The organism is Mucilaginibacter rivuli, assembly GCF_019391655.1.
In the GTDB taxonomy this organism is placed as follows: domain Bacteria; phylum Bacteroidota; class Bacteroidia; order Sphingobacteriales; family Sphingobacteriaceae; genus Mucilaginibacter; species Mucilaginibacter rivuli.
On sequence record NZ_JAHXPQ010000010.1, the window covers coordinates 17,050 to 34,658 of the forward strand.

At 44.0% G+C, this 17,609-nt stretch carries 21 protein-coding genes; 16 read left to right on the top strand and 5 right to left on the bottom strand.

The window, feature by feature from the left end; translation table 11 throughout:
- Positions 1-5: 5 nt before the first annotated feature.
- The 5 genes from ureE to KXQ82_RS19105 all read left to right on the top strand — a co-directional run bounded on the left by ureE (position 6) and on the right by KXQ82_RS19105 (position 3,507).
- Positions 6-518 carry an urease accessory protein UreE gene (gene ureE / locus KXQ82_RS19085; protein WP_219490274.1) on the top strand — a complete coding sequence of 171 codons (513 nt, stop codon included), beginning with the start codon at positions 6-8 and terminating at the stop codon, positions 516-518.
- On the top strand, positions 515-1,201 hold the full coding sequence (locus tag KXQ82_RS19090) for an urease accessory protein UreF (protein WP_219490276.1): 687 nt from the start codon (positions 515-517) through the stop codon (positions 1,199-1,201). The genes ureE and KXQ82_RS19090 overlap by 4 nt, the downstream gene beginning before the upstream one ends.
- Positions 1,202-1,398: 197 nt before the next feature.
- Positions 1,399-2,037: an urease accessory protein UreG gene (ureG, locus tag KXQ82_RS19095; protein ID WP_219490278.1), complete on the top strand. Its 639-nt coding sequence runs from the start codon at positions 1,399-1,401 to the stop codon at positions 2,035-2,037.
- A complete protein-coding gene (locus KXQ82_RS19100) occupies positions 2,034-2,816 on the top strand; it encodes an urease accessory protein UreD (RefSeq protein ID WP_219490281.1) in 783 nt (260 codons plus the stop codon). Before ureG ends, KXQ82_RS19100 begins: the two co-directional genes overlap by 4 nt.
- A 13-nt stretch (positions 2,817-2,829) precedes the next feature.
- Complete coding sequence (locus KXQ82_RS19105) at positions 2,830-3,507, top strand: hypothetical protein (protein ID WP_255563742.1); 678 nt, start codon at positions 2,830-2,832, stop codon at positions 3,505-3,507.
- Between the two features lie 192 nt (positions 3,508-3,699).
- Here the strand turns inward: KXQ82_RS19105 and pucL are convergent, their stop codons facing one another.
- Complete coding sequence (gene pucL / locus KXQ82_RS19110; RefSeq protein ID WP_219490287.1) at positions 3,700-4,545, bottom strand: factor-independent urate hydroxylase; 846 nt, start codon at positions 4,543-4,545, stop codon at positions 3,700-3,702.
- 97 nt (positions 4,546-4,642) lie between these two features.
- Between pucL and allB the strand changes: the two genes are divergently transcribed.
- The 9 genes from allB (at position 4,643) to KXQ82_RS19155 (ending at position 13,357) form a co-directional block, all read left to right on the top strand.
- Positions 4,643-5,977 (top strand): allantoinase AllB, encoded by a 1,335-nt coding sequence (gene allB, locus KXQ82_RS19115; protein WP_219490289.1) that lies wholly within the window; start codon positions 4,643-4,645, stop codon positions 5,975-5,977.
- On the top strand, positions 5,970-7,214 hold the full coding sequence (locus tag KXQ82_RS19120) for a M20 family metallo-hydrolase (protein WP_219490290.1): 1,245 nt from the start codon (positions 5,970-5,972) through the stop codon (positions 7,212-7,214). The genes allB and KXQ82_RS19120 overlap by 8 nt, the downstream gene beginning before the upstream one ends.
- Before the next feature lie 4 nt (positions 7,215-7,218).
- The gene (gene allE / locus KXQ82_RS19125) at positions 7,219-7,965 is read left to right on the top strand and encodes a (S)-ureidoglycine aminohydrolase (RefSeq protein ID WP_219490291.1); all 747 of its coding nucleotides are present in this window, start codon (positions 7,219-7,221) and stop codon (positions 7,963-7,965) included.
- A 1-nt stretch (position 7,966) separates the two neighbouring features.
- Positions 7,967-8,470, top strand: coding sequence for a 2-oxo-4-hydroxy-4-carboxy-5-ureidoimidazoline decarboxylase (gene uraD, locus KXQ82_RS19130; protein ID WP_219490294.1), 504 nt, complete (start codon positions 7,967-7,969; stop codon positions 8,468-8,470).
- A complete protein-coding gene (gene uraH / locus KXQ82_RS19135; protein WP_219490296.1) occupies positions 8,467-8,808 on the top strand; it encodes a hydroxyisourate hydrolase in 342 nt (113 codons plus the stop codon). The genes uraD and uraH overlap by 4 nt, the downstream gene beginning before the upstream one ends.
- Before the next feature lie 26 nt (positions 8,809-8,834).
- Positions 8,835-10,265: a DUF6986 family protein gene (locus tag KXQ82_RS19140; protein WP_219490298.1), complete on the top strand. Its 1,431-nt coding sequence runs from the start codon at positions 8,835-8,837 to the stop codon at positions 10,263-10,265.
- A 77-nt stretch (positions 10,266-10,342) separates the two neighbouring features.
- Positions 10,343-11,974 carry an adenine deaminase gene (gene ade / locus KXQ82_RS19145; RefSeq protein ID WP_219490300.1) on the top strand — a complete coding sequence of 544 codons (1,632 nt, stop codon included), beginning with the start codon at positions 10,343-10,345 and terminating at the stop codon, positions 11,972-11,974.
- A 139-nt stretch (positions 11,975-12,113) separates the two neighbouring features.
- Positions 12,114-12,632, top strand: a complete 519-nt coding sequence (locus KXQ82_RS19150) for a YceI family protein (RefSeq protein ID WP_219490302.1) — start codon at positions 12,114-12,116, stop codon at positions 12,630-12,632.
- A 104-nt stretch (positions 12,633-12,736) separates the two neighbouring features.
- Complete coding sequence (locus KXQ82_RS19155; protein ID WP_219490304.1) at positions 12,737-13,357, top strand: L-threonylcarbamoyladenylate synthase; 621 nt, start codon at positions 12,737-12,739, stop codon at positions 13,355-13,357.
- A 21-nt stretch (positions 13,358-13,378) separates the two neighbouring features.
- Here KXQ82_RS19155 and KXQ82_RS19160 read toward each other — a convergent pair whose 3' ends face one another.
- Genes KXQ82_RS19160 through recR form a run of 4 tightly spaced genes read right to left on the bottom strand, consistent with a single transcriptional unit; the run spans position 13,379 to position 16,369 of the window.
- Positions 13,379-14,110: a DUF4184 family protein gene (locus tag KXQ82_RS19160; RefSeq protein WP_219490306.1), complete on the bottom strand. Its 732-nt coding sequence runs from the start codon at positions 14,108-14,110 to the stop codon at positions 13,379-13,381.
- A gap of 1 nt (position 14,111) precedes the next feature.
- Positions 14,112-14,927, bottom strand: coding sequence for an SDR family oxidoreductase (locus KXQ82_RS19165; RefSeq protein WP_219490308.1), 816 nt, complete (start codon positions 14,925-14,927; stop codon positions 14,112-14,114).
- Positions 14,924-15,748 carry a glycosyltransferase family 2 protein gene (locus KXQ82_RS19170; protein WP_219490310.1) on the bottom strand — a complete coding sequence of 275 codons (825 nt, stop codon included), beginning with the start codon at positions 15,746-15,748 and terminating at the stop codon, positions 14,924-14,926. The genes KXQ82_RS19165 and KXQ82_RS19170 overlap by 4 nt, the downstream gene beginning before the upstream one ends.
- A 3-nt stretch (positions 15,749-15,751) precedes the next feature.
- Complete coding sequence (gene recR, locus KXQ82_RS19175; RefSeq protein WP_219490312.1) at positions 15,752-16,369, bottom strand: recombination mediator RecR; 618 nt, start codon at positions 16,367-16,369, stop codon at positions 15,752-15,754.
- Positions 16,370-16,578: 209 nt separating this feature from the next.
- On the opposite strand from recR, the gene KXQ82_RS19180 reads away from it, so the two are divergent.
- Positions 16,579-17,049 (top strand): helix-hairpin-helix domain-containing protein, encoded by a 471-nt coding sequence (locus KXQ82_RS19180; protein ID WP_219490314.1) that lies wholly within the window; start codon positions 16,579-16,581, stop codon positions 17,047-17,049.
- A 60-nt stretch (positions 17,050-17,109) separates the two neighbouring features.
- Positions 17,110-17,559 carry a DinB family protein gene (locus KXQ82_RS19185; RefSeq protein WP_219490316.1) on the top strand — a complete coding sequence of 150 codons (450 nt, stop codon included), beginning with the start codon at positions 17,110-17,112 and terminating at the stop codon, positions 17,557-17,559.
- The last annotated feature ends 50 nt before the right edge of the window (positions 17,560-17,609 follow it).

Below are 17,609 nucleotides of genomic sequence, written 5' to 3' on the forward strand. Positions count from 1 at the left end.
ATAAAATGCTTGTTCATCAGAAGATAGGAAATATAGATTCGACAGAGGTTGATAGTAATATGATCGACTGGCTTTCGCTGGAATGGTACGAAATGCAAAAGCGTATTATGCACAAGCGTACTCAATCGGGCGTTGAAGTTGCCATTAAGTTTTTAGGTGGCGGGCAAAACCTAACACAGGGCGATATTCTTTATCAGGATGATAAAACCGTAATTGCGGTCAACATAATGCCTTGCGAGGTGATCGTCATCAAACCAAAGAACATGTTCGAGATGGCTTCGGTGTGTTACGAGATAGGTAACAAGCATCTCCCTTTGTTTTATCATGAAGATGAGGTGTTGGTTGTGTTTGAAGCGCCGCTGTTTCGCTTATTATCCGCTTCGGGATACAATGTCGCACAAGCGGCAAGGAAGCTGTTAAACCCACTTAAAACAAGCGTGGCAGCACACGAACATAACGGTGGAAGTAGTGAAACACTCTTCTCTAAAATAATGAAATTAACCAATCCGCAACAATGAGCACCGCCCTGTTAAGCCTGCTGCAACTATCAGACCCTACCCTGCCTATAGGCGGTTTTTCGCATTCTGCAGGGTTGGAAACGTATGTGCAGATGGGCTTAGTGAGCAATGCAGCCACAGCTAAGGAATTTGTTACAGAAATGCTTTCGCAGAATTTACGTTATACCGATGCCGCTTTTGTTTCTTTAGCCTACGATGTCGCGGTTGCGAATGATATTGAAGCGTTACTTGCTTTGGATGCCGAATGCAATGCCGTAAAACTTCCTAAAGAAATGCGCCAGGCAAGTCAGAAACTCGGCACACGATTGCTTAAGATATTTGTAGACTATTGCGACAGTGATATCCTGAATCAATTTAAAAATGCCGTCGATACTAAAATAACCGATGGTCATTATTGCATCGCTTTTGGTATCATTGCCGCTATCCAACACATTGAAAAGCAGGAAGCCCTGACAGGCTTTTACTATAACGCGGCCATGGGCATGATAACCAACAGCGTAAAACTGATACCCCTCGGCCAGCAAGACGGACAAAAGCTGCTGTTCAGCATAAAGCCATTGATAGAAGAACTAACAGAAGCTTCGATGCATCCCGATAAGGATATGATAGGCCTTTGCTGCACGGGGTTTGATATCAGGTGTATGCAGCATGAAGATCTATATACGAGGTTGTATATGAGTTAAGAGAGTTTAAAGTTAAAAGGCGAAAGCTGAAAGCTTTTTTGAAGATTGTAAATGAATTAAAAGTCAGAAAGAAAATAACAAACATCGTCATTGCGAGGCACGAAGCAATCCTCGATAGGTAGGTAGCGAATATGCATTGGCGTTAATGCATAGTTTAGGATTGCTTCGTGCCTCGCAATGACGATCAGATTTAAAATATGTCAGAAAGAAACTACATAAAAATAGGCGTTGCCGGCCCTGTTGGCTCGGGTAAAACGGCATTAATTGAGCGTTTATCACGGCAGATGGCAGGCACTTACAGCATCGGTGTGATAACCAACGATATTTACACTAAAGAAGATGCCGACTTTTTAACCAAAAACAGCCTGCTCCCACCCGAGCGCATTATTGGTGTGGAAACAGGTGGCTGTCCGCATACCGCCATCCGTGAAGACGCGAGTATGAATTTGGAAGCGGTGGATGAAATGGCGGCGCGTTTCCCGGATGTACAGATTATTTTTATTGAGAGTGGCGGCGATAACTTGTCGGCTACGTTTAGCCCTGACTTGGCCGACCTGACCATTTTTGTGATAGACGTTGCCGAAGGTGATAAAATCCCCCGCAAAGGCGGCCCCGGTATAACCCGCAGCGATTTATTGGTGATCAACAAAATAGACCTTGCCCCCTATGTTAATGCAGATCTGAGTGTAATGGAACGAGATGCCAAACTGATGCGCAAAGGCGCGCCTTTTGTATTTACCGACCTGATGAAGTTGCAAGGCCTTGATTCTGTGATTGGCTGGATAGAAAAATATGGTTTAATGGTAACTGATGCCGAGCCTAAATTGTGGCGATGATAGCCGAACTGCACATAGTAACTAAATTGCGCGATGGCATTACCCATCTCGGCAAAACCTATTGCACACCACCCTTTAAATTAGCCGACGTGCGCGAAGATAAGCGCGACCCAACATTACAGTTAATGCTCATGAGCTCTTCACCAGGGATTTTAGATGGTGATGAGTACCATGTAAAAATTGAGGTGGACGAAAACTGCGCGCTTGATCTGCAAACGCAATCATATCAGCGAATTTTTAATATGAAGGGCAGCGCGGTTCAGCAGTTTGAAGTTGTGATGCAGCCCCACTCAGTGTTCAGCTACATACCACACCCATCGGTGCCACATGAGGCTTCATCTTTCACTACCCGCAATAAAATCCACCTTGCCGATGATTGTAAACTAATTTGGGGCGAAGTACTCACCTGCGGCCGCAAACTAAACGGCGAGGTGTTTTTGTTCAATAAATACCATAGCATAACCGAAGTATTTTTGAATGGTAAACTTATTATTAAAGAAAACCTGTTGATGCAGCCCGGGCAGAGCAACCTAAATGCCATGGGGCAAATGGAAGGTTATACGCACCAGGCAAGTTTGATATGCATAGGGTACCAAACCTTGAAGGAAATAATAAACAGTTACCTTACTAATGAACAACACATCGCATACGGCGTTACCGAAGGGCCTAAGTGCGCAATAATAGTGCGCATATTAGGGCAAAAGTCAGAGCAACTGCATCACTGCCTTAAATATATTGCCGCAATGGTTAATGTAAAAACGGAGCCTTATGCAGTCTGAGTTAACTTTGCTAATGCTTACGGCAATCACCATCAGTTGCGTGCATACCTTTAGCGGGCCCGATCATTACCTGCCCTTTGTGGCCCTGTCACGCTCACGCGGCTGGTCGCGGCCACGGACGGTGATGTGGACGATAGTTTGCGGTATAGGCCATGTAGGCAGTTCTGTTTTGCTGGGGCTGATAGGTATTGCGGTAGGTTTCTCGCTATCTAAATTGAGTTGGTTCGAAGGCATTCGCGGCGGTTTTGCCGCATGGGCCTTATTGCTATTTGGTTTAGTTTATACGATTTGGGGCTTATACCAGGCTAAACTAAACCGGCCACACAAGCATTTTGACATGGACGATGATGGCTCGATGTATGTTTTTGAACATAAACATGGCGACACCGTTGCACCCAAAGATCGTTATCCTGTTACGCCCTGGGTAATGTTCTTCATCTTTGCCATGGGGCCAAGCGAACCCATGATACCCTTGCTATCCTACCCTGCAGCACAGCATTCCTTATTTGGCATTACATCACTAATTATAGTTTACATTACCGCAACGGTAGCCACTATGGTATTAATGGTGATACTGGGTTTGTATGGCATAGAGTTTTTTAAAATAGGCAAAGCTGAGCGCTATGTTCACGCGCTGGGGGGCTTAACTATTCTTATTTGCGGCATCGGGATGGTGTTTTTGGGTTGGTAAAGCTCTAAATACTGAATTTTGTCGCTATTCTGCTCCAAGGATCACTCTGTTTATAGCAGATAGCTAAAATAAAACGGCTCCGTAGGTGCCTCCTATAGCCGACAGTTCCGCTGCTAAACATGTGGCACCTACGGAGCTAAACAATCCTTCTTTATTTAATATAAACAGGCGACTCCTAATGGAGTCAAATGTCTACCCTCTCACCACCGTCCCCGTGATATAGCCGAACGGCTCATCGGTAGCCATAAATATCTCGTTCTTGTTATCCATGCCAAACTGGTCCAGGTTAAACGGGATATGGTGTTTGTTTGGCATAATAAGGCTTATCTCTTTTACTTCATCATAAGCCTTTAAAACTTCTTCGCCCATAGCATATAAGGTTTGCTGTACCGATAAGCTTTTATGGAAAGCGAATGTTTTTAGCATGGTGGTACGTATGCTGTCGAATTGATCCTGATAATTTAACCCGCCTTTGCTATACTCCCATGTCGCTTCGCATTGGGTGGCGAGGATGCGGTCGGCAGTTGGTTTTAGTACGGTGTACTGATCAACAATATAATCCTCGAAACCCGAATCGGTGGTTTTTAATATCAATAAGTCTTTTATTCCTGATGTTACCGTTACACCGTTACTGTTTTGCACGATAAGCGCAGTATGCTTTTCGTTACCGCTGCTAATATAGGCATGCGGGTGCGTAGTGCCATCAAAAGCCATTCGGGCGTATAAATGCTCGGTTATCTCCACTTCGGCCTGCGATACCTGCGGGTTGTTTTTGGTGAAATGGTTGCAAAGGTAAATCCCAAAATCTTCAATACTGCCGTTAAAGTGTTCTTTGGCTAAAGCGTATACGGTATTCTTTTGTGTATCGGTTGGGAGTATCTTAGTATTGTCGCCAATAGTATGCGCGGTTTCAAAATCACCCTGTAAGGCCACATTAACCGATATTTGCCTGAACTCGTGGTGTTCGGCATGGCGGATTATTTTAGATAAGTTAACCGCATTTTTACCGTATGCATTCTTTCCCAGCTTTATATTCATTACTTTTAGTTTTGTTTGTGATCAAAGATTCCGAAATTAAAAAAATTTAAACCATTTTTGCGGTGCAATATACATATTTTAGCATTTTTTACATTTAATGAGCCAAATAGCAATAAAATCTACAAATACTATTACCATTTACGGAATGGTAAAAGCGCTCATTATAATAGATAACGGCCTGATACAAGAGGTATTAGACTACGATACCCAAGTTGATTGCCCCGTGTACGATGCCGGTGATAAAGTTGTTATGCCGGGTATAATTGACCCGCATGTACACATTAACGAACCTGGCCGTACCGATTGGGAAGGTTTTAATACCGCAACCAAAGCTGCAATAGCGGGTGGTTTAACCACTTTGGTAGATATGCCCCTCAACTCAGCACCGGTTACCACTACGGTTGGCGCCTATAATTTAAAACTGTCTGCCGCAAAACAACAATTGCATACTAATGTAGGCTTTTGGGGTGGTATTATCCCCGGAAATACAAAACAGATAAAGCCCCTGATAAAAAAGGGGGTATTGGGTTTCAAAGCGTTTTTAACCCATTCGGGAATCGATGATTTTCCGAACGCTACAGAAGATGACCTGCGCAAGGCCATGCCCATTATAGCGAAATATGATTTGCCGCTATTGGTGCATTGTGAAATGACGGATGATTTTAAGCTGCCCAACCCCGATCCGCAATCATATGCTGACTACTTAGCATCGCGACCAAAATATTGGGAAGATCGAGCAGTAAACCTGATGATACGCTTATGCGAAGAGTTTAAATGCCGTGTGCATATTGTTCACCTGTCATCAGCAAACAGTATCGATGCCATCAAAATAGCTAAGAAAAAGGGCTTGCCCTTAACGGTTGAAACCGGGCAGCATTATCTCTATTTTAATGCCGAAGATATCCGCAATGGTAAAACGCAGTTTAAATGCGCGCCACCCATCCGCCAAAAGGCAAATAATGATAAGTTGTGGGATGCACTTAAAGCAGGTATTATAGACTTTGTGGCAACCGACCACTCGCCTGCCCCGCCCGCTCTGAAAGAAATTGAGAGTGGCGATTTTACAAAAGCCTGGGGTGGCATAGCATCGCTGCAATTTGCCTTGCCGGTATTATGGACAGCCGCAAAACAGCGTGGCTTTACCCCTGCCGATGTGGCCAAATGGCTGAGCGAAGAGCCTGCAAAGTTTATAGGTAAGGGTGGCCGCAAGGGTAAAATAGCTAAAGGTTACGATGCCGACCTGGTGATATGGGATGCCGAAAAGAGCTTTAAGCTGCGCGAAGAAATGATTGAACATAAACATAAAATAACCCCTTACCTTGCCGAAACATTGTTTGGCGTGGTGGAGCAAACCTACATTGCCGGTGTAAAGGTTTTTGATAAGGGCGAGTTTACATTAAATAAAGGGAAGGCCATTTTAGCAAATGAGTAATTATATAAACAGGGCAGAAAAAGTATTTATAAGGATAAACCAGCTAGCTGCCATCAGCGAGGATGAGGGTGCTGTAACGCGTACATTCGGCACCAAACCGTTTTTAGAGGGCACTGCCAAGGTGGCCCAATGGATGAAAGAAGCAGGCCTGCAAACGCGGATAGACCAGATAGGCAATGTTCGCGGGAAGCTGTTGAGTAAAACGGCAGGTGCTAAAACCTTCGTTATCGCATCGCATATTGATACGGTGGTTAATGCCGGTAAGTTTGATGGGCCTTTGGGTGTAATTATGGGATTGGATCTGTTAGAGCAACTTGTCGCTATCAAAGCAGAATTACCTTTCAATATTGAATTGATCGCCTTTAGTGATGAAGAAGGTGTGCGTTACCATACCACATTTTTGGGTAGCAAAGTAGTTACCGGGGCTTTTGATAACGCTTTATTGAATAAACATGATAAGAACGGTATCACCTTAAAGGAAGCTATCCGTACTATGGGTGGCGATGATACCCTGCTTGCCGTTGATGCCATACTTCCTGAAAACTGGCTTGGTTATTTCGAGATACATATTGAGCAGGGCCCGGTTTTATGGGAGAATAAAATACCGGTGGCTTTGGTTACCGCTATCGCGGGACAAAAGCGTGTGGAGTTAACATATACCGGCTTCGCAGGCCATGCAGGCACTGTGCCGATGGATATGCGCAATGATGCTTTAACTTGTGCCTCAGAGTTTATTTTGGCGGCAGAGCAGTTCGCGCTGCAAAATAAAGATCATTTGGTGGCCACGGTTGGAAAGCTTGATGTGATAGGTTCGGCAAGCAATGTGATACCGGGCGAGGTGGTTTTTAGCTTAGACCTGCGCAGTCCGGACGAAGAAAAACTGAAGACGGCTTACCAGCACCTGCAACAACTCAGCGAAAACATAGCGGCGAAACGGGGCATCATGCCAAAATGGAATTTAGTACAAGAAACCTTACCCGTTGTCTGCGATGCAGGGTTAAATGAGATGCTTAAGCAAGCTATCGGCACATCAAACTATGATTTAGTGGAGCTGGTGAGCGGTGCGGGGCACGATGCTGTGCCGGTATCTGAAGTTGCGCCGGTGAGTATGCTTTTTGTAAGATGTTATAAAGGCATCAGCCATAATCCGCTTGAAAATGCCGAACTTGCAGATATTGCCGCGGCCATCCAGGTATCGGATAATTTTATGAACCAATTAATACAGAAACACCAATAATAAAATGGAAATATCAGCATTAACCCGTTCGGTGGTTAAAAGAAACCATGCGGTTATAGCCCCGGATGGTTATATCAACAGTAATGTACCCGGTTGGGTAAACTGTACCGTAAACGTTATCATAAACGAACAAATGGGTGCCAACCTTTGCCAAACACTAATTACAGCAGCTAAAGGCTGCGAATTAAAGGGCGTTACAAAAGCATCGCAAATATTCTTTTACGTTGTTGAAGGTAGTGCTACCGCCAAAGTTGATGGTGAAACAAAGGCATTGACTAAAGGACAATTTGTTTATATACCTATCGATAAAGAGTATTCATTTACGCAGGTTGCCGAAGGAACTCAACTCCTCACCTTCCATAAAGTTTACGAAAAGCTGGAAGGCTATGATGTACCCGGAACCCTATTTGGCGATCAGGCCGATATTGAAGGCCCGATTTATATGAACGATGATGCCCTACGCATACAGGTACTGCTTCCTGCTGATTTAGGTTTTGATATGGCTGTAAATATTTTCACCTACCAAACCGGCGGTAACCTGCCAATGGTGGAAACACATATTATGGAACACGGCTTGCTATACCTGCAAGGCCAGGGCATTTACATGCTCGACCATGAATGGTACCCCATCAAAAAAGGCGATTCCATCTGGATGGCACCTTATTGCCAGCAATGGTTTACCGCTATGGGTAAAGAACCCGCCATATACATTTATTATAAGAATGTAAACCGTTTTCCAACAGTTGTATAATATGACCATTGCCGAATTTGACCATTTGAGCGAACAGCAACGAAGGGAAGAACTTTTTAAGTGCTGCGGATCAACCCATTGGGTGGAAATGATGCTGCCCGTTTTCCCGGTGGAAGACCTGGTTGACCTGCTGCAATATGCCGACGAAAAATGGCTGCAATGCAGCGAGCAAGACTGGCTGGAAGCGTTTACGCATCACCCAAAAATTGGTGATAAAAGCTCGCTAAAAGAGAAATTTGCTACAACGGCATCATGGGCCTCAAATGAACAATCTGGCGTAAATAGCGCTTCTGATGATGTGATAGATGCGTTGGCAAAGGGTAATGATGACTATTATAAAAAATTTGGCTTTATTTTTATTGTTTGCGCTACGGGCAAATCGGCCGAAGAAATGCTGAGTTTGCTGATGGCGCGCCTGCCAAACGATCCCGAAAAGGAAATACGAATAGCCGCCGAAGAGCAAGGCAAAATTACCGCTATCCGATTAACTAAACTATTCGCATGAGCCAGATCACCACACATATTTTAGATACCACCCGCGGCAAACCTGCGCAGGGCGTTACCATTGCACTGTACCAGCAAAACGGTGCCGACTGGAGAGAACTTGGTTTAGGTACTACTAACGCTGATGGCCGCATTGCCGATCTGCTGCCTAAAGACAAGATACTACCCGCCGGTACCTATAAAATGTATTTTGAAACACAGGCTTATTTTGACAGGCTTGGCGTGGTTACATTCTATCCTTTTGTAGAAATCGTGTTTCAAATTACGGGGTCTGGCGAGCACTACCATGTGCCATTATTATTAAATCCTTTTGGTTATTCAACTTATCGTGGTTCTTGATATAAACCATGTAAAATACTGTAAATATGAATTTTAGCATTAACGAAACTGATAAAGAATCATTATTGAATGAGCTCAAAACCGCGAACGTTGAGTTCCAGAAAAAATACCCCGGCGATAAGCCCGACCGCCAGCCGGTACATACCGTTTACGGTGGCGCCAACTTGTTTAAGAGCGATACGACCGTTAAAATGGGCGAAGTTGCCCTGCGTAACCTGCAAACCTACGCGCCCGATTTTGTAACGCTTGCAAACGTTTTGAAACTGGACGGTTACCAGCATTTACCAACCCTGGAGAAAGACATTGCCAAGCTCACCAAAAAGCTTGACGCGATGACCGAGGCCGAACGAAAGGAAGAAAACGCATGGTTAGCCTATTCGGTTTACAACAAGATCGTTAAGAAACTAAAAACCGAAGGTGTTGAAGACTTTCGCATCGATTTTGAGGATGGCTTTGGCAACCGCCCTGATGATGAAGAGGATGCTACAGCGGTAAACGCCGCTAATGAGCTGGCTATCGGGATGAAAAACGGTACCATCTCCCCTTTTATCGGCATCCGTATCAAACCTTTCACCGAAGATTTGAAAGCCCGTGGTGTGCGTACGCTGGATATTTTCCTGACTGCATTATTCGAAAAAACAGGCGGCAAACTGCCCGATAACTTTGTAGTGATGCTGCCAAAAGTAACCATCCCCGAACAGGTAATTACCCTGGTACGTTTATTCGAGATCATTGAAAAGAAAAACAACCTCGCTCCCGGTTACCTCAAAATGGAAACCATGGTGGAGGCAACACAAATTGTGATGGACGATGAAGGCCGCAACCCGCTTTTCCGCATTATACAAGCAAGTGAGGGCCGTTGTATTGCAGCGCACTTTGGCACATACGATTACACCGCTTCGGCAGGTATTACCGCAAAATACCAAACCATGGCACACTCCGTATGCGATTTTGCCCACCACATGACCAAGGTTGCCCTTGGCGGGACGGGTATTTTCCTGTCGGATGGCGCAACGAATGTTATCCCTATCGGTCCGCACCGCGGCGATAACCTCACATTTGAACAATTAAAAGAGAACCGCGATTCGGTACACCATGCCTGGCAGGTGGGCTACGGCCATACCATGCACTCGCTTATCAACGGTATGTACCAAGGCTGGGATTTAAACCCTGCGCATTTGCCCATGCGATACGCGGCTACCTATAACTTCTTTTTAAGCAGCTACAGCGATGCAGTGTTCCGTTTGAAAACCTTTGTGGAGCGCGCGGCCATATCCACCCTTACGGGAGATATTTTTGACGATGCCGCAACCGGCCAGGGCTTGCTAAACTTCTTTTTAAAGGCCATGAATTGTGGCGCGATAACTGAAGAAGAAGCATTAGCCACAGGTTTAACGCTGGATGAGATACGCAGCCGTTCGTTCTTCAGGATATTGGAAGGCAGAAGAAAGAAATAAGATATCACGCTAAGTCGCGAAGACGCAAAGAAAAACTTAGCGGCTCTGCGTCTTTGCGAGAGACAAACAAAACACAAATGTCCCAACACATCACAGCCCGCTACGTCGATATCCCTAACCGGGACATATTTCCCGCCAAGGTAATTATTGCCGATGGGCGCATTGTCTCCATTGAAAAGCTGGATATTACCAGGGATGGCCTGTTATACATGCTCCCGGGCTTTGTGGATGCGCATGTGCATATAGAAAGCTCGATGCTGGTACCGGCGGAGTTCGCGCGCCTGGCAGTGGTGCACGGCACCGTAGGCACCGTGAGCGACCCGCACGAAATAGCCAACGTTTGCGGTTTGGAAGGCGTTGAGTACATGATAGCCAATGGCAATACCGTACCTTTCAAATTCAACTTTGGCGCTCCAAGCTGCGTGCCGGCTACCATTTTTGAAACCGCAGGCGCTAACCTTGATGCTGCCGATGTAAGCAAATTGCTTGAACGCGACGAGATCAAATACCTTACCGAAATGATGAACTTCCCCGGCGTGCTTAATAACGACGAGGACGTTTTAGCTAAGATAGCTGCGGCTCACAAGGCTGGTAAACCTGTTGATGGCCATGCGCCCGGTCTGCGTGGCGAAGCGGCGGGAAAATACATTGCGGCAGGCATTAGTACCGATCATGAGTGTTTTACTTATGATGAGGCTTTGGATAAACTGCAGCAAGGCATGAAGATCCAGATCCGCGAAGGCAGCGCCGCTAAGAATTTTGACGCGTTGATTCCGTTATTACACCAATATCCCGATAAGGTAATGTTTTGTAGTGATGATAAGCACCCCGATAGCCTTGTACAAGGCCACCTGAACGATATTTGTGCCCGGGCGGTTCATTGTGATGTGGATGTGTTTAAGGTTCTGCAGGCGGCCTGTATTAATCCCGTGGAGCATTATAAACTGGATATTGGTTTGTTAAAGGTTGGCGACCCTGCGGATCTTATCCTGGTTAAAGACCTGAGCAGGTTTGAAGTTATTCAAACATATATTGACGGGCAGTTAGTTGCCGAGAATGGAGTATCTAAAATTAAATCACAACAAAATACCGCGATAAACAATTTTACCTGCGCCGATAAAAATCCGGCAGATTTTGCTTTTCCGGTTCCGGCCATGACGGATCATATCGTTCCGGTGATAGAAGCAATTGACGGTCAGTTGATTACTAATAAGCTATTGGTTAAAATGAAACCCGTGGGCGATGCTTACCAAAGCGATCTTGAAAATGATATCCTAAAAATAGCCGTCGTAAACCGCTATCACGATGCCCCTGTTGCTAAAGGTTTTATAAAGAACTTTGGGTTGACGGAAGGTGCCATTGCTTCATCCGTAGCGCATGATAGCCACAACATTGTAGTTGTTGGTGTTGATGATGAGAGCATTTGCCGTGCTGTAAACCTGGTGATTCAAGCACAAGGTGGCGTAAGTTGTGTATCAGCTAAAAAGGAAAGTGTTTTGGCACTACCTGTGGCAGGCTTAATGAGCTGCGAAGATGGCTATCAGGTCGCGGAAGCATATACCGCTATTGACATCGCTGCGAAGAAACTGGGGGCAACACTCTCCTCTCCTTTTATGACGCTTTCTTTTATGGCGCTATTGGTAATCCCTCACTTAAAATTAAGCGATTTAGGCCTGTTTGACGGTGCTGAATTTAAGCTTATCAATTAATTAACCTCATAGTAAAAACAAGGCTTCATTTTTACTGTTAAATGTTGCAACAAATAATTACAATTAAATTACATGTTGCAACATCTATTATATCTACATTTGTATTGTAAAAAAGAAAACACTTAAAAAATTAAATATCATGGCAACAACAAAATGGGTTTTGGACCCAATGCACTCAGAAGTTCACTTTAAAGTAAAACACCTGGTTATCTCAACTGTAACAGGCTCATTCAAAACATTCGAAGGTACAGTTACTACCGAAGGCGACAGCTTTGAAAACGCACAAGTTGAGTTTTCATTAGATGTAGACAGTATAGATACTAACCAGGGAATGCGTGACGACCACTTAAAAGGCGCTGAATTTTTTGATGCCGCAACTTATCCGAAGATCAGCTTTAAATCTACTTCGTTCACAGGTGAGAAATTAACCGGCGACCTGACCATTAAAGATGTAACCAAACCAATTACCCTTGAGGCTGAATTTGGTGGCTCAGCTACTGATTTTTATGGCAATCTAAAGGCAGGTTTCGAAGTATCGGGTAAAATTAACCGCAAAGAGTTTGGTTTAACCTGGGATGGCGTAACCGAAGCCGGCGCGATAGTAGTTGGCGAAGATGTGAAATTGATCATCAACGTGCAGTTTGCTAAACAAGCATAATTTAAGCTTTAAATATATATTTAAAGCCATTCGGTAACGGATGGCTTTTTTTATTGCTTAATTTTGTGAAACACAAGCGGTACATGGCTTGTTGACTACCCATTATGTTAATAAGAATATATCCTGAGAACCCTAACGAAAAGACCATTGAACAGGTGGTTGATGTTTTACGTAAGGGCGGCATCATCATCTACCCCACCGATACGGTTTATGGTATGGGTTGCGATATCACCAATCAAAAAGCCATCGAGGCCATCTGTAAGATCCGGCGCATCAAACCCGAAAAAGCTAATTTCTCATTTGTGTGCTATGATCTGAGCCATATATCCGATTATATCAAACCTATTGATAACGAAACCTTTCGCGTGCTTAAAAAGGCATTGCCGGGACCATTCACATTCATCTTTAAGGCTAATGGTAATGTACCTAAGCTATTAAGCTCAAATAAAAAAACGGTGGGTATCCGTGTGCCGGATAATAACATAGCCCGCTGCATTGTAAAAATGCTGGGCAACCCTATCCTATCCACATCTATCCACGATGATGACGAGATCATGGAATATTCAACCGACCCGGAACTGATCCACGAAAAGTATGAGGACCTGGTTAGCCTGGTAATAGATGGTGGCTACGGCGATACTACACCATCAACCGTAGTGGATTGCACTAACGGTGACTTTGAAATTATCCGTGAAGGTAAGGGTGAGTTGGAGATGTATTTGTAAGCGAGAGTCAAGATGCGAGAATCAGGAATCAAGACTTTTTAACGTAAATACTGCGGAAGTTAAAACGAACGCGACGATCATACCCGAAATTGCAGTTACCAGTATATTCCAGTATTGGTGAATGTTTAGTCCGAATGCTATTCTTAACACGATAACAAGTAACGTAATACCTAATACACTTAACCAATAAAGCCCGATCTTTTTAGTGTTTGCTATATTTTGAACAGGCATCCTGTAAAGGCTCATTAAAATTACTACTCCTCCTATCAATGTACTTGTATGTTGAATTACTTTATACAGTGGAATTTGTATACCAAATAAATTAACAGGAACAGTCATATTCCATTTAATTACAAAATATCCAGTGATATGTGTAAAGCTATCCCAAAACAAATGGGATGTTGTGCCGATAACTATCGATATGATAATTACAGGAAAACTCTGAATGAAATGCTTATTCCAATTAAAGTTGTTGTACAGATCAAAGCGGCTTTTGAGTATTCGAGGTAAATTATTGATGAATGGTCGACGCACAATATCGTGATAAACGAAAGTGAGGATAAGCGCGATTGGTAGATCAAACCAAAATATACCTGGCCATGTATGGCTGTAAATACTTGACACCTTCATTCTGCCAAAGTATTCAAAATCTGGCGCAACGCTACCGATGATCAAACCTGTTAGTGATATCCAGCGTTTAGGCAGATAGTTTAGGGGTAATACAATTGCAGGGTGCGAGAAGGTTAAGGGCATGTTATTTCAACAAAGCATCTTTCTCCTTTGCAAACGTGTTATATACCAACTCGTCCAGTTTTGCCGGTATAAACTTACTCAGTAACACGGCCAGTTTACCTTGTGTGGTCATTATTAAGGTACGTTTACGAGCTGCTACACCATCAACAATTATGCGCGCCACTTCCTCGCTGCTCATTAATTTACCCTCGTCCATATGTGTTTCTCCCTGCTGGCTGCCATCTTTGGCTAAAGCAGTATTACGGATATTAGAGTTGGTAAAGCCCGGGCAGGCTGTCATTACATGTACACCTGTCTTGAGGTTCTCTACACGTAACGAATCTAAAAAACCGTTCATCGCAAATTTGGATGCGGAATAGCCTGTGCGGCCCGGCAAGCCTTTGTAACCTGCTACAGATGATACACCCACTACACTGCCTTTAGTTTTTAGTAACTCGGGCATAGCGTATTTGGTGCAATAAACCGTACCCCAAAAGTTAATATCCATTATTTGCTTTAATACCTTCAGGTCAACATCTTTAAATAAGGCACGCATGGATATACCGGCGTTGTTCACAAGTACGTCTATCTTTTTAAAGCTTTGTATGGCCTGAGCTATCATCAACTTGCAATCATCCTCGTCAGATACATCGCACTGTACAGCTACTGCACGTATATTATATTGTTTTTCAAGTGATTGTGCTATATCACATAAAGTAACATATTGCCTTGCGGCTAATACTAAATTGGCTCCTTTGGCAGCAAATTCTTCGGCAAGGGCTTTGCCTATACCCGATGATGCACCGGTTATTACTACAACTTTATCTTTAAAAATCATGCTTGTGGCGTGTTTAATTTTCGCATCCCGGCTAACTTCGGCATCGAAGTTTTGATGAAATACTTGGCGGCAAATATAAACATGGCACCATAAAAATTAGAAATATAGTTCCACGTGAATTTTTGCAGGCTAAGTCCCCGTAAATGGATGATGTATGTTTTAGGGAAATAGTAATTTTTATATCCCGCTAAGCGGATCCGGTATGACAGGTCGATATCCTCACCATAAATAAAGAAGCGCTCATCCAGCAGACCGGTTTTAGCAAGTACGCTGCGGCGGATAAGCATAAACGCGGCGCTCAGTATATCTACTTCGGCGGTTTCAAACTCCTCTATCCAATCGGCATGGTAGCGGTTTATCAATCTTGATTTCGGGAAGAGTTTATAAAAATTGGTCATCCTGAAAAAGAATGCCCAGGGCGTAGGCAACCCACGTTTTGATTCGGGTAAAAACTGCCCCTGCCCGTTGATCATCCTCACCCCTAAACCACCTGCCTTAGGATGTATATCCATAAAGGCCAGGGTTTTGGTCAGTGTATCATCATTGGTAATAGTATCCGGGTGAATAAGCAATACGTATTCGCCGGTAGCCTGGCGCAATGCCTGGTTACTTGCTTTTGATAAGCCTACGTTCTTTTGGTTTTCTATCAGTTTTACATGCGGGTAACGGCCTTGTATCATTGGCTGCGACAGATCGAGCGAAGCATTATCAACCACAAATATTTCGTGCTCAATATTTTCAGCGGCTTTGATCAATGAACTCAAAGCCTGGCTGATCAGATCGCGCCTGTTGTAATTAACAATAATGATAGAAAGCTTCATTCCCTATTTTGCCATTGCATTATCGTATGGCACCCGTGTGGTAATTGAACGGCCTAAAGTAATTTCGTCCACGTACTCCAATTCTCCCCCAAAAGCTATGCCACGAGCTATGGTTGAGATATTTATGTTGAAATCTTTTAATCGTTTGTGTAAATAGAAAATTGTGGTATCACCCTCCATAGTGGTGCTTAGCGCGAAGATAACCTCTTTAACTTCGTCGGTACGCAATCTTTCTATCAAACTATCCACTTCAAGGTCGGCCGGGCCTATGCCATCCATGGGCGATATTAATGCGCCCAACACATGGTACAGGCCGTTGTACTGGCTGGTGTTTTCAATAGCCATCACATCCCGTGTATCTTCTACCACACATATCAATGAACGGTCGCGCTTAGGTGCCGAGCATATCTCGCATACGGGCATATCCGAAATATTATGGCAAATACCGCAAAACTGGATTTCGTTACGTAACTTGCTGATGGCGGCGCTAAAGCGCTCTACCTCATCCTTATCCTGGTTTAACAAATGCAGTACCAGGCGCAAGGCGGTCTTCTGGCCCACACCCGGCAATTTAGAAAATTCGGAAACAGCTGCCTCCAGTAACTTCGACGAAAAGTTCATGGAGCGAATTTAAGGATTTTGCAGGATTTTATCAGGGCGTAATATCGGCGCATTGCCATCTTGTAATTTTCACGGATTTTGCTTATCTTGTATAGGCTGTTCTGCTGCATCCTGCAATTGTAAAATTTGCAATTTGTGGTGGGATGTGTAGCTGCTGATACCCATATTTACCCAAGTATTCCCGATTGTTGTTATCAAATTTGTAACAGATGAAAACACCAAAGCTCAACCTCAACGAAATAGAAAAGATGCTGCTTAAAAATGCGGGCATCAGGATGAACGAGATAGCCAATTACGCCGCCGACGAATTGGCAACAGTATTGAGTGTGCCCATGCAGCGGGCTAAAAGTATACTGGCATTGATCGAGTTTCAGCAGGTGCCATCCGTTGGGCCAAAATTCGCGCAGGATCTGATAGATATGGGATATTATCACTTAGCCCAATTAAAAGATAAAGATGGCGCGCAGTTATTGGATGAGCATGAGCGGTTTATAGGCGCCTGGACAGACCCTTGCGTTGAAGACCAGTTCCGTTTGGTGGTGCATTACGCCAACAACCCCGGCAGCAAAAAACAATGGTGGAACTTTACCTGCGAACGTAAAACATACCGCGCTACGGTTGGTTATCCCGATAGCCGCCCCGGTAAGGCATGGCATACTTTAACAATTTTGAGTGATTGATGGATAGAATTATTGAATAAAAACTTGAATCAATCAATCACTAAATCAATCATTCAATAAATGAAAGACTACTTTATAAACCTGTTTGAGTACGATAAATGGGCCAGCAACCAATTGCTGGAAAAGTTTGAATTGCAGTTCCCGCTCAACCCGCGCATTTATCAATTGTTAGCGCATATGTTGGCCGCGCAAAGGATCTGGTTAGACCGCACCATTGGCATACCACAAACCTTACACGTTTGGAACGAACTGTTGCCCGAAGAAATGAGGGAACATGTTGAGAACAATAACACTGCCTGGATCGGTTTCCTGAGCCAGCTTGAGCCAGCCAACTTTGAGGCCAAGGTACATTATACCAACTCGCAGGGTGTTTTTGATAGCAGGCTTATTGACATTATTACGCAGGTGATCAATCATAATACACACCATCGCGGTAATATCATTACCATGATGAAAGAAGAAGGCTATGTTTTGCCATCGCTTGATTTTATCACATTTGCAAGGCTGTAGTTTATTGTAGCGGTTTACATTACCTTTGCGCTGTAATTCTATTATACCGA

Bases quoted from the DNA above. Each gene is read 5' to 3' on its own strand.
- ureE (WP_219490274.1), top strand. From the start codon at position 6: ATGCTTGTTCATCAGAAGATAGGAAATATAGATTCGACAGAGGTTGAT.
- KXQ82_RS19090 (WP_219490276.1), top strand. From the start codon at position 515: ATGAGCACCGCCCTGTTAAGCCTGCTGCAACTATCAGACCCTACCCTG.
- ureG (WP_219490278.1), top strand. From the start codon at position 1,399: ATGTCAGAAAGAAACTACATAAAAATAGGCGTTGCCGGCCCTGTTGGC.
- KXQ82_RS19100 (WP_219490281.1), top strand. From the start codon at position 2,034: ATGATAGCCGAACTGCACATAGTAACTAAATTGCGCGATGGCATTACC.
- KXQ82_RS19105 (WP_255563742.1), top strand. From the start codon at position 2,830: ATGCTTACGGCAATCACCATCAGTTGCGTGCATACCTTTAGCGGGCCC.
- pucL (WP_219490287.1), bottom strand. From the start codon at position 4,545: ATGAATATAAAGCTGGGAAAGAATGCATACGGTAAAAATGCGGTTAAC.
- allB (WP_219490289.1), top strand. From the start codon at position 4,643: ATGAGCCAAATAGCAATAAAATCTACAAATACTATTACCATTTACGGA.
- KXQ82_RS19120 (WP_219490290.1), top strand. From the start codon at position 5,970: ATGAGTAATTATATAAACAGGGCAGAAAAAGTATTTATAAGGATAAAC.
- allE (WP_219490291.1), top strand. From the start codon at position 7,219: ATGGAAATATCAGCATTAACCCGTTCGGTGGTTAAAAGAAACCATGCG.
- uraD (WP_219490294.1), top strand. From the start codon at position 7,967: ATGACCATTGCCGAATTTGACCATTTGAGCGAACAGCAACGAAGGGAA.
- uraH (WP_219490296.1), top strand. From the start codon at position 8,467: ATGAGCCAGATCACCACACATATTTTAGATACCACCCGCGGCAAACCT.
- KXQ82_RS19140 (WP_219490298.1), top strand. From the start codon at position 8,835: ATGAATTTTAGCATTAACGAAACTGATAAAGAATCATTATTGAATGAG.
- ade (WP_219490300.1), top strand. From the start codon at position 10,343: ATGTCCCAACACATCACAGCCCGCTACGTCGATATCCCTAACCGGGAC.
- KXQ82_RS19150 (WP_219490302.1), top strand. From the start codon at position 12,114: ATGGCAACAACAAAATGGGTTTTGGACCCAATGCACTCAGAAGTTCAC.
- KXQ82_RS19155 (WP_219490304.1), top strand. From the start codon at position 12,737: ATGTTAATAAGAATATATCCTGAGAACCCTAACGAAAAGACCATTGAA.
- KXQ82_RS19160 (WP_219490306.1), bottom strand. From the start codon at position 14,110: ATGCCCTTAACCTTCTCGCACCCTGCAATTGTATTACCCCTAAACTAT.
- KXQ82_RS19165 (WP_219490308.1), bottom strand. From the start codon at position 14,927: ATGATTTTTAAAGATAAAGTTGTAGTAATAACCGGTGCATCATCGGGT.
- KXQ82_RS19170 (WP_219490310.1), bottom strand. From the start codon at position 15,748: ATGAAGCTTTCTATCATTATTGTTAATTACAACAGGCGCGATCTGATC.
- recR (WP_219490312.1), bottom strand. From the start codon at position 16,369: ATGAACTTTTCGTCGAAGTTACTGGAGGCAGCTGTTTCCGAATTTTCT.
- KXQ82_RS19180 (WP_219490314.1), top strand. From the start codon at position 16,579: ATGAAAACACCAAAGCTCAACCTCAACGAAATAGAAAAGATGCTGCTT.
- KXQ82_RS19185 (WP_219490316.1), top strand. From the start codon at position 17,110: ATGAAAGACTACTTTATAAACCTGTTTGAGTACGATAAATGGGCCAGC.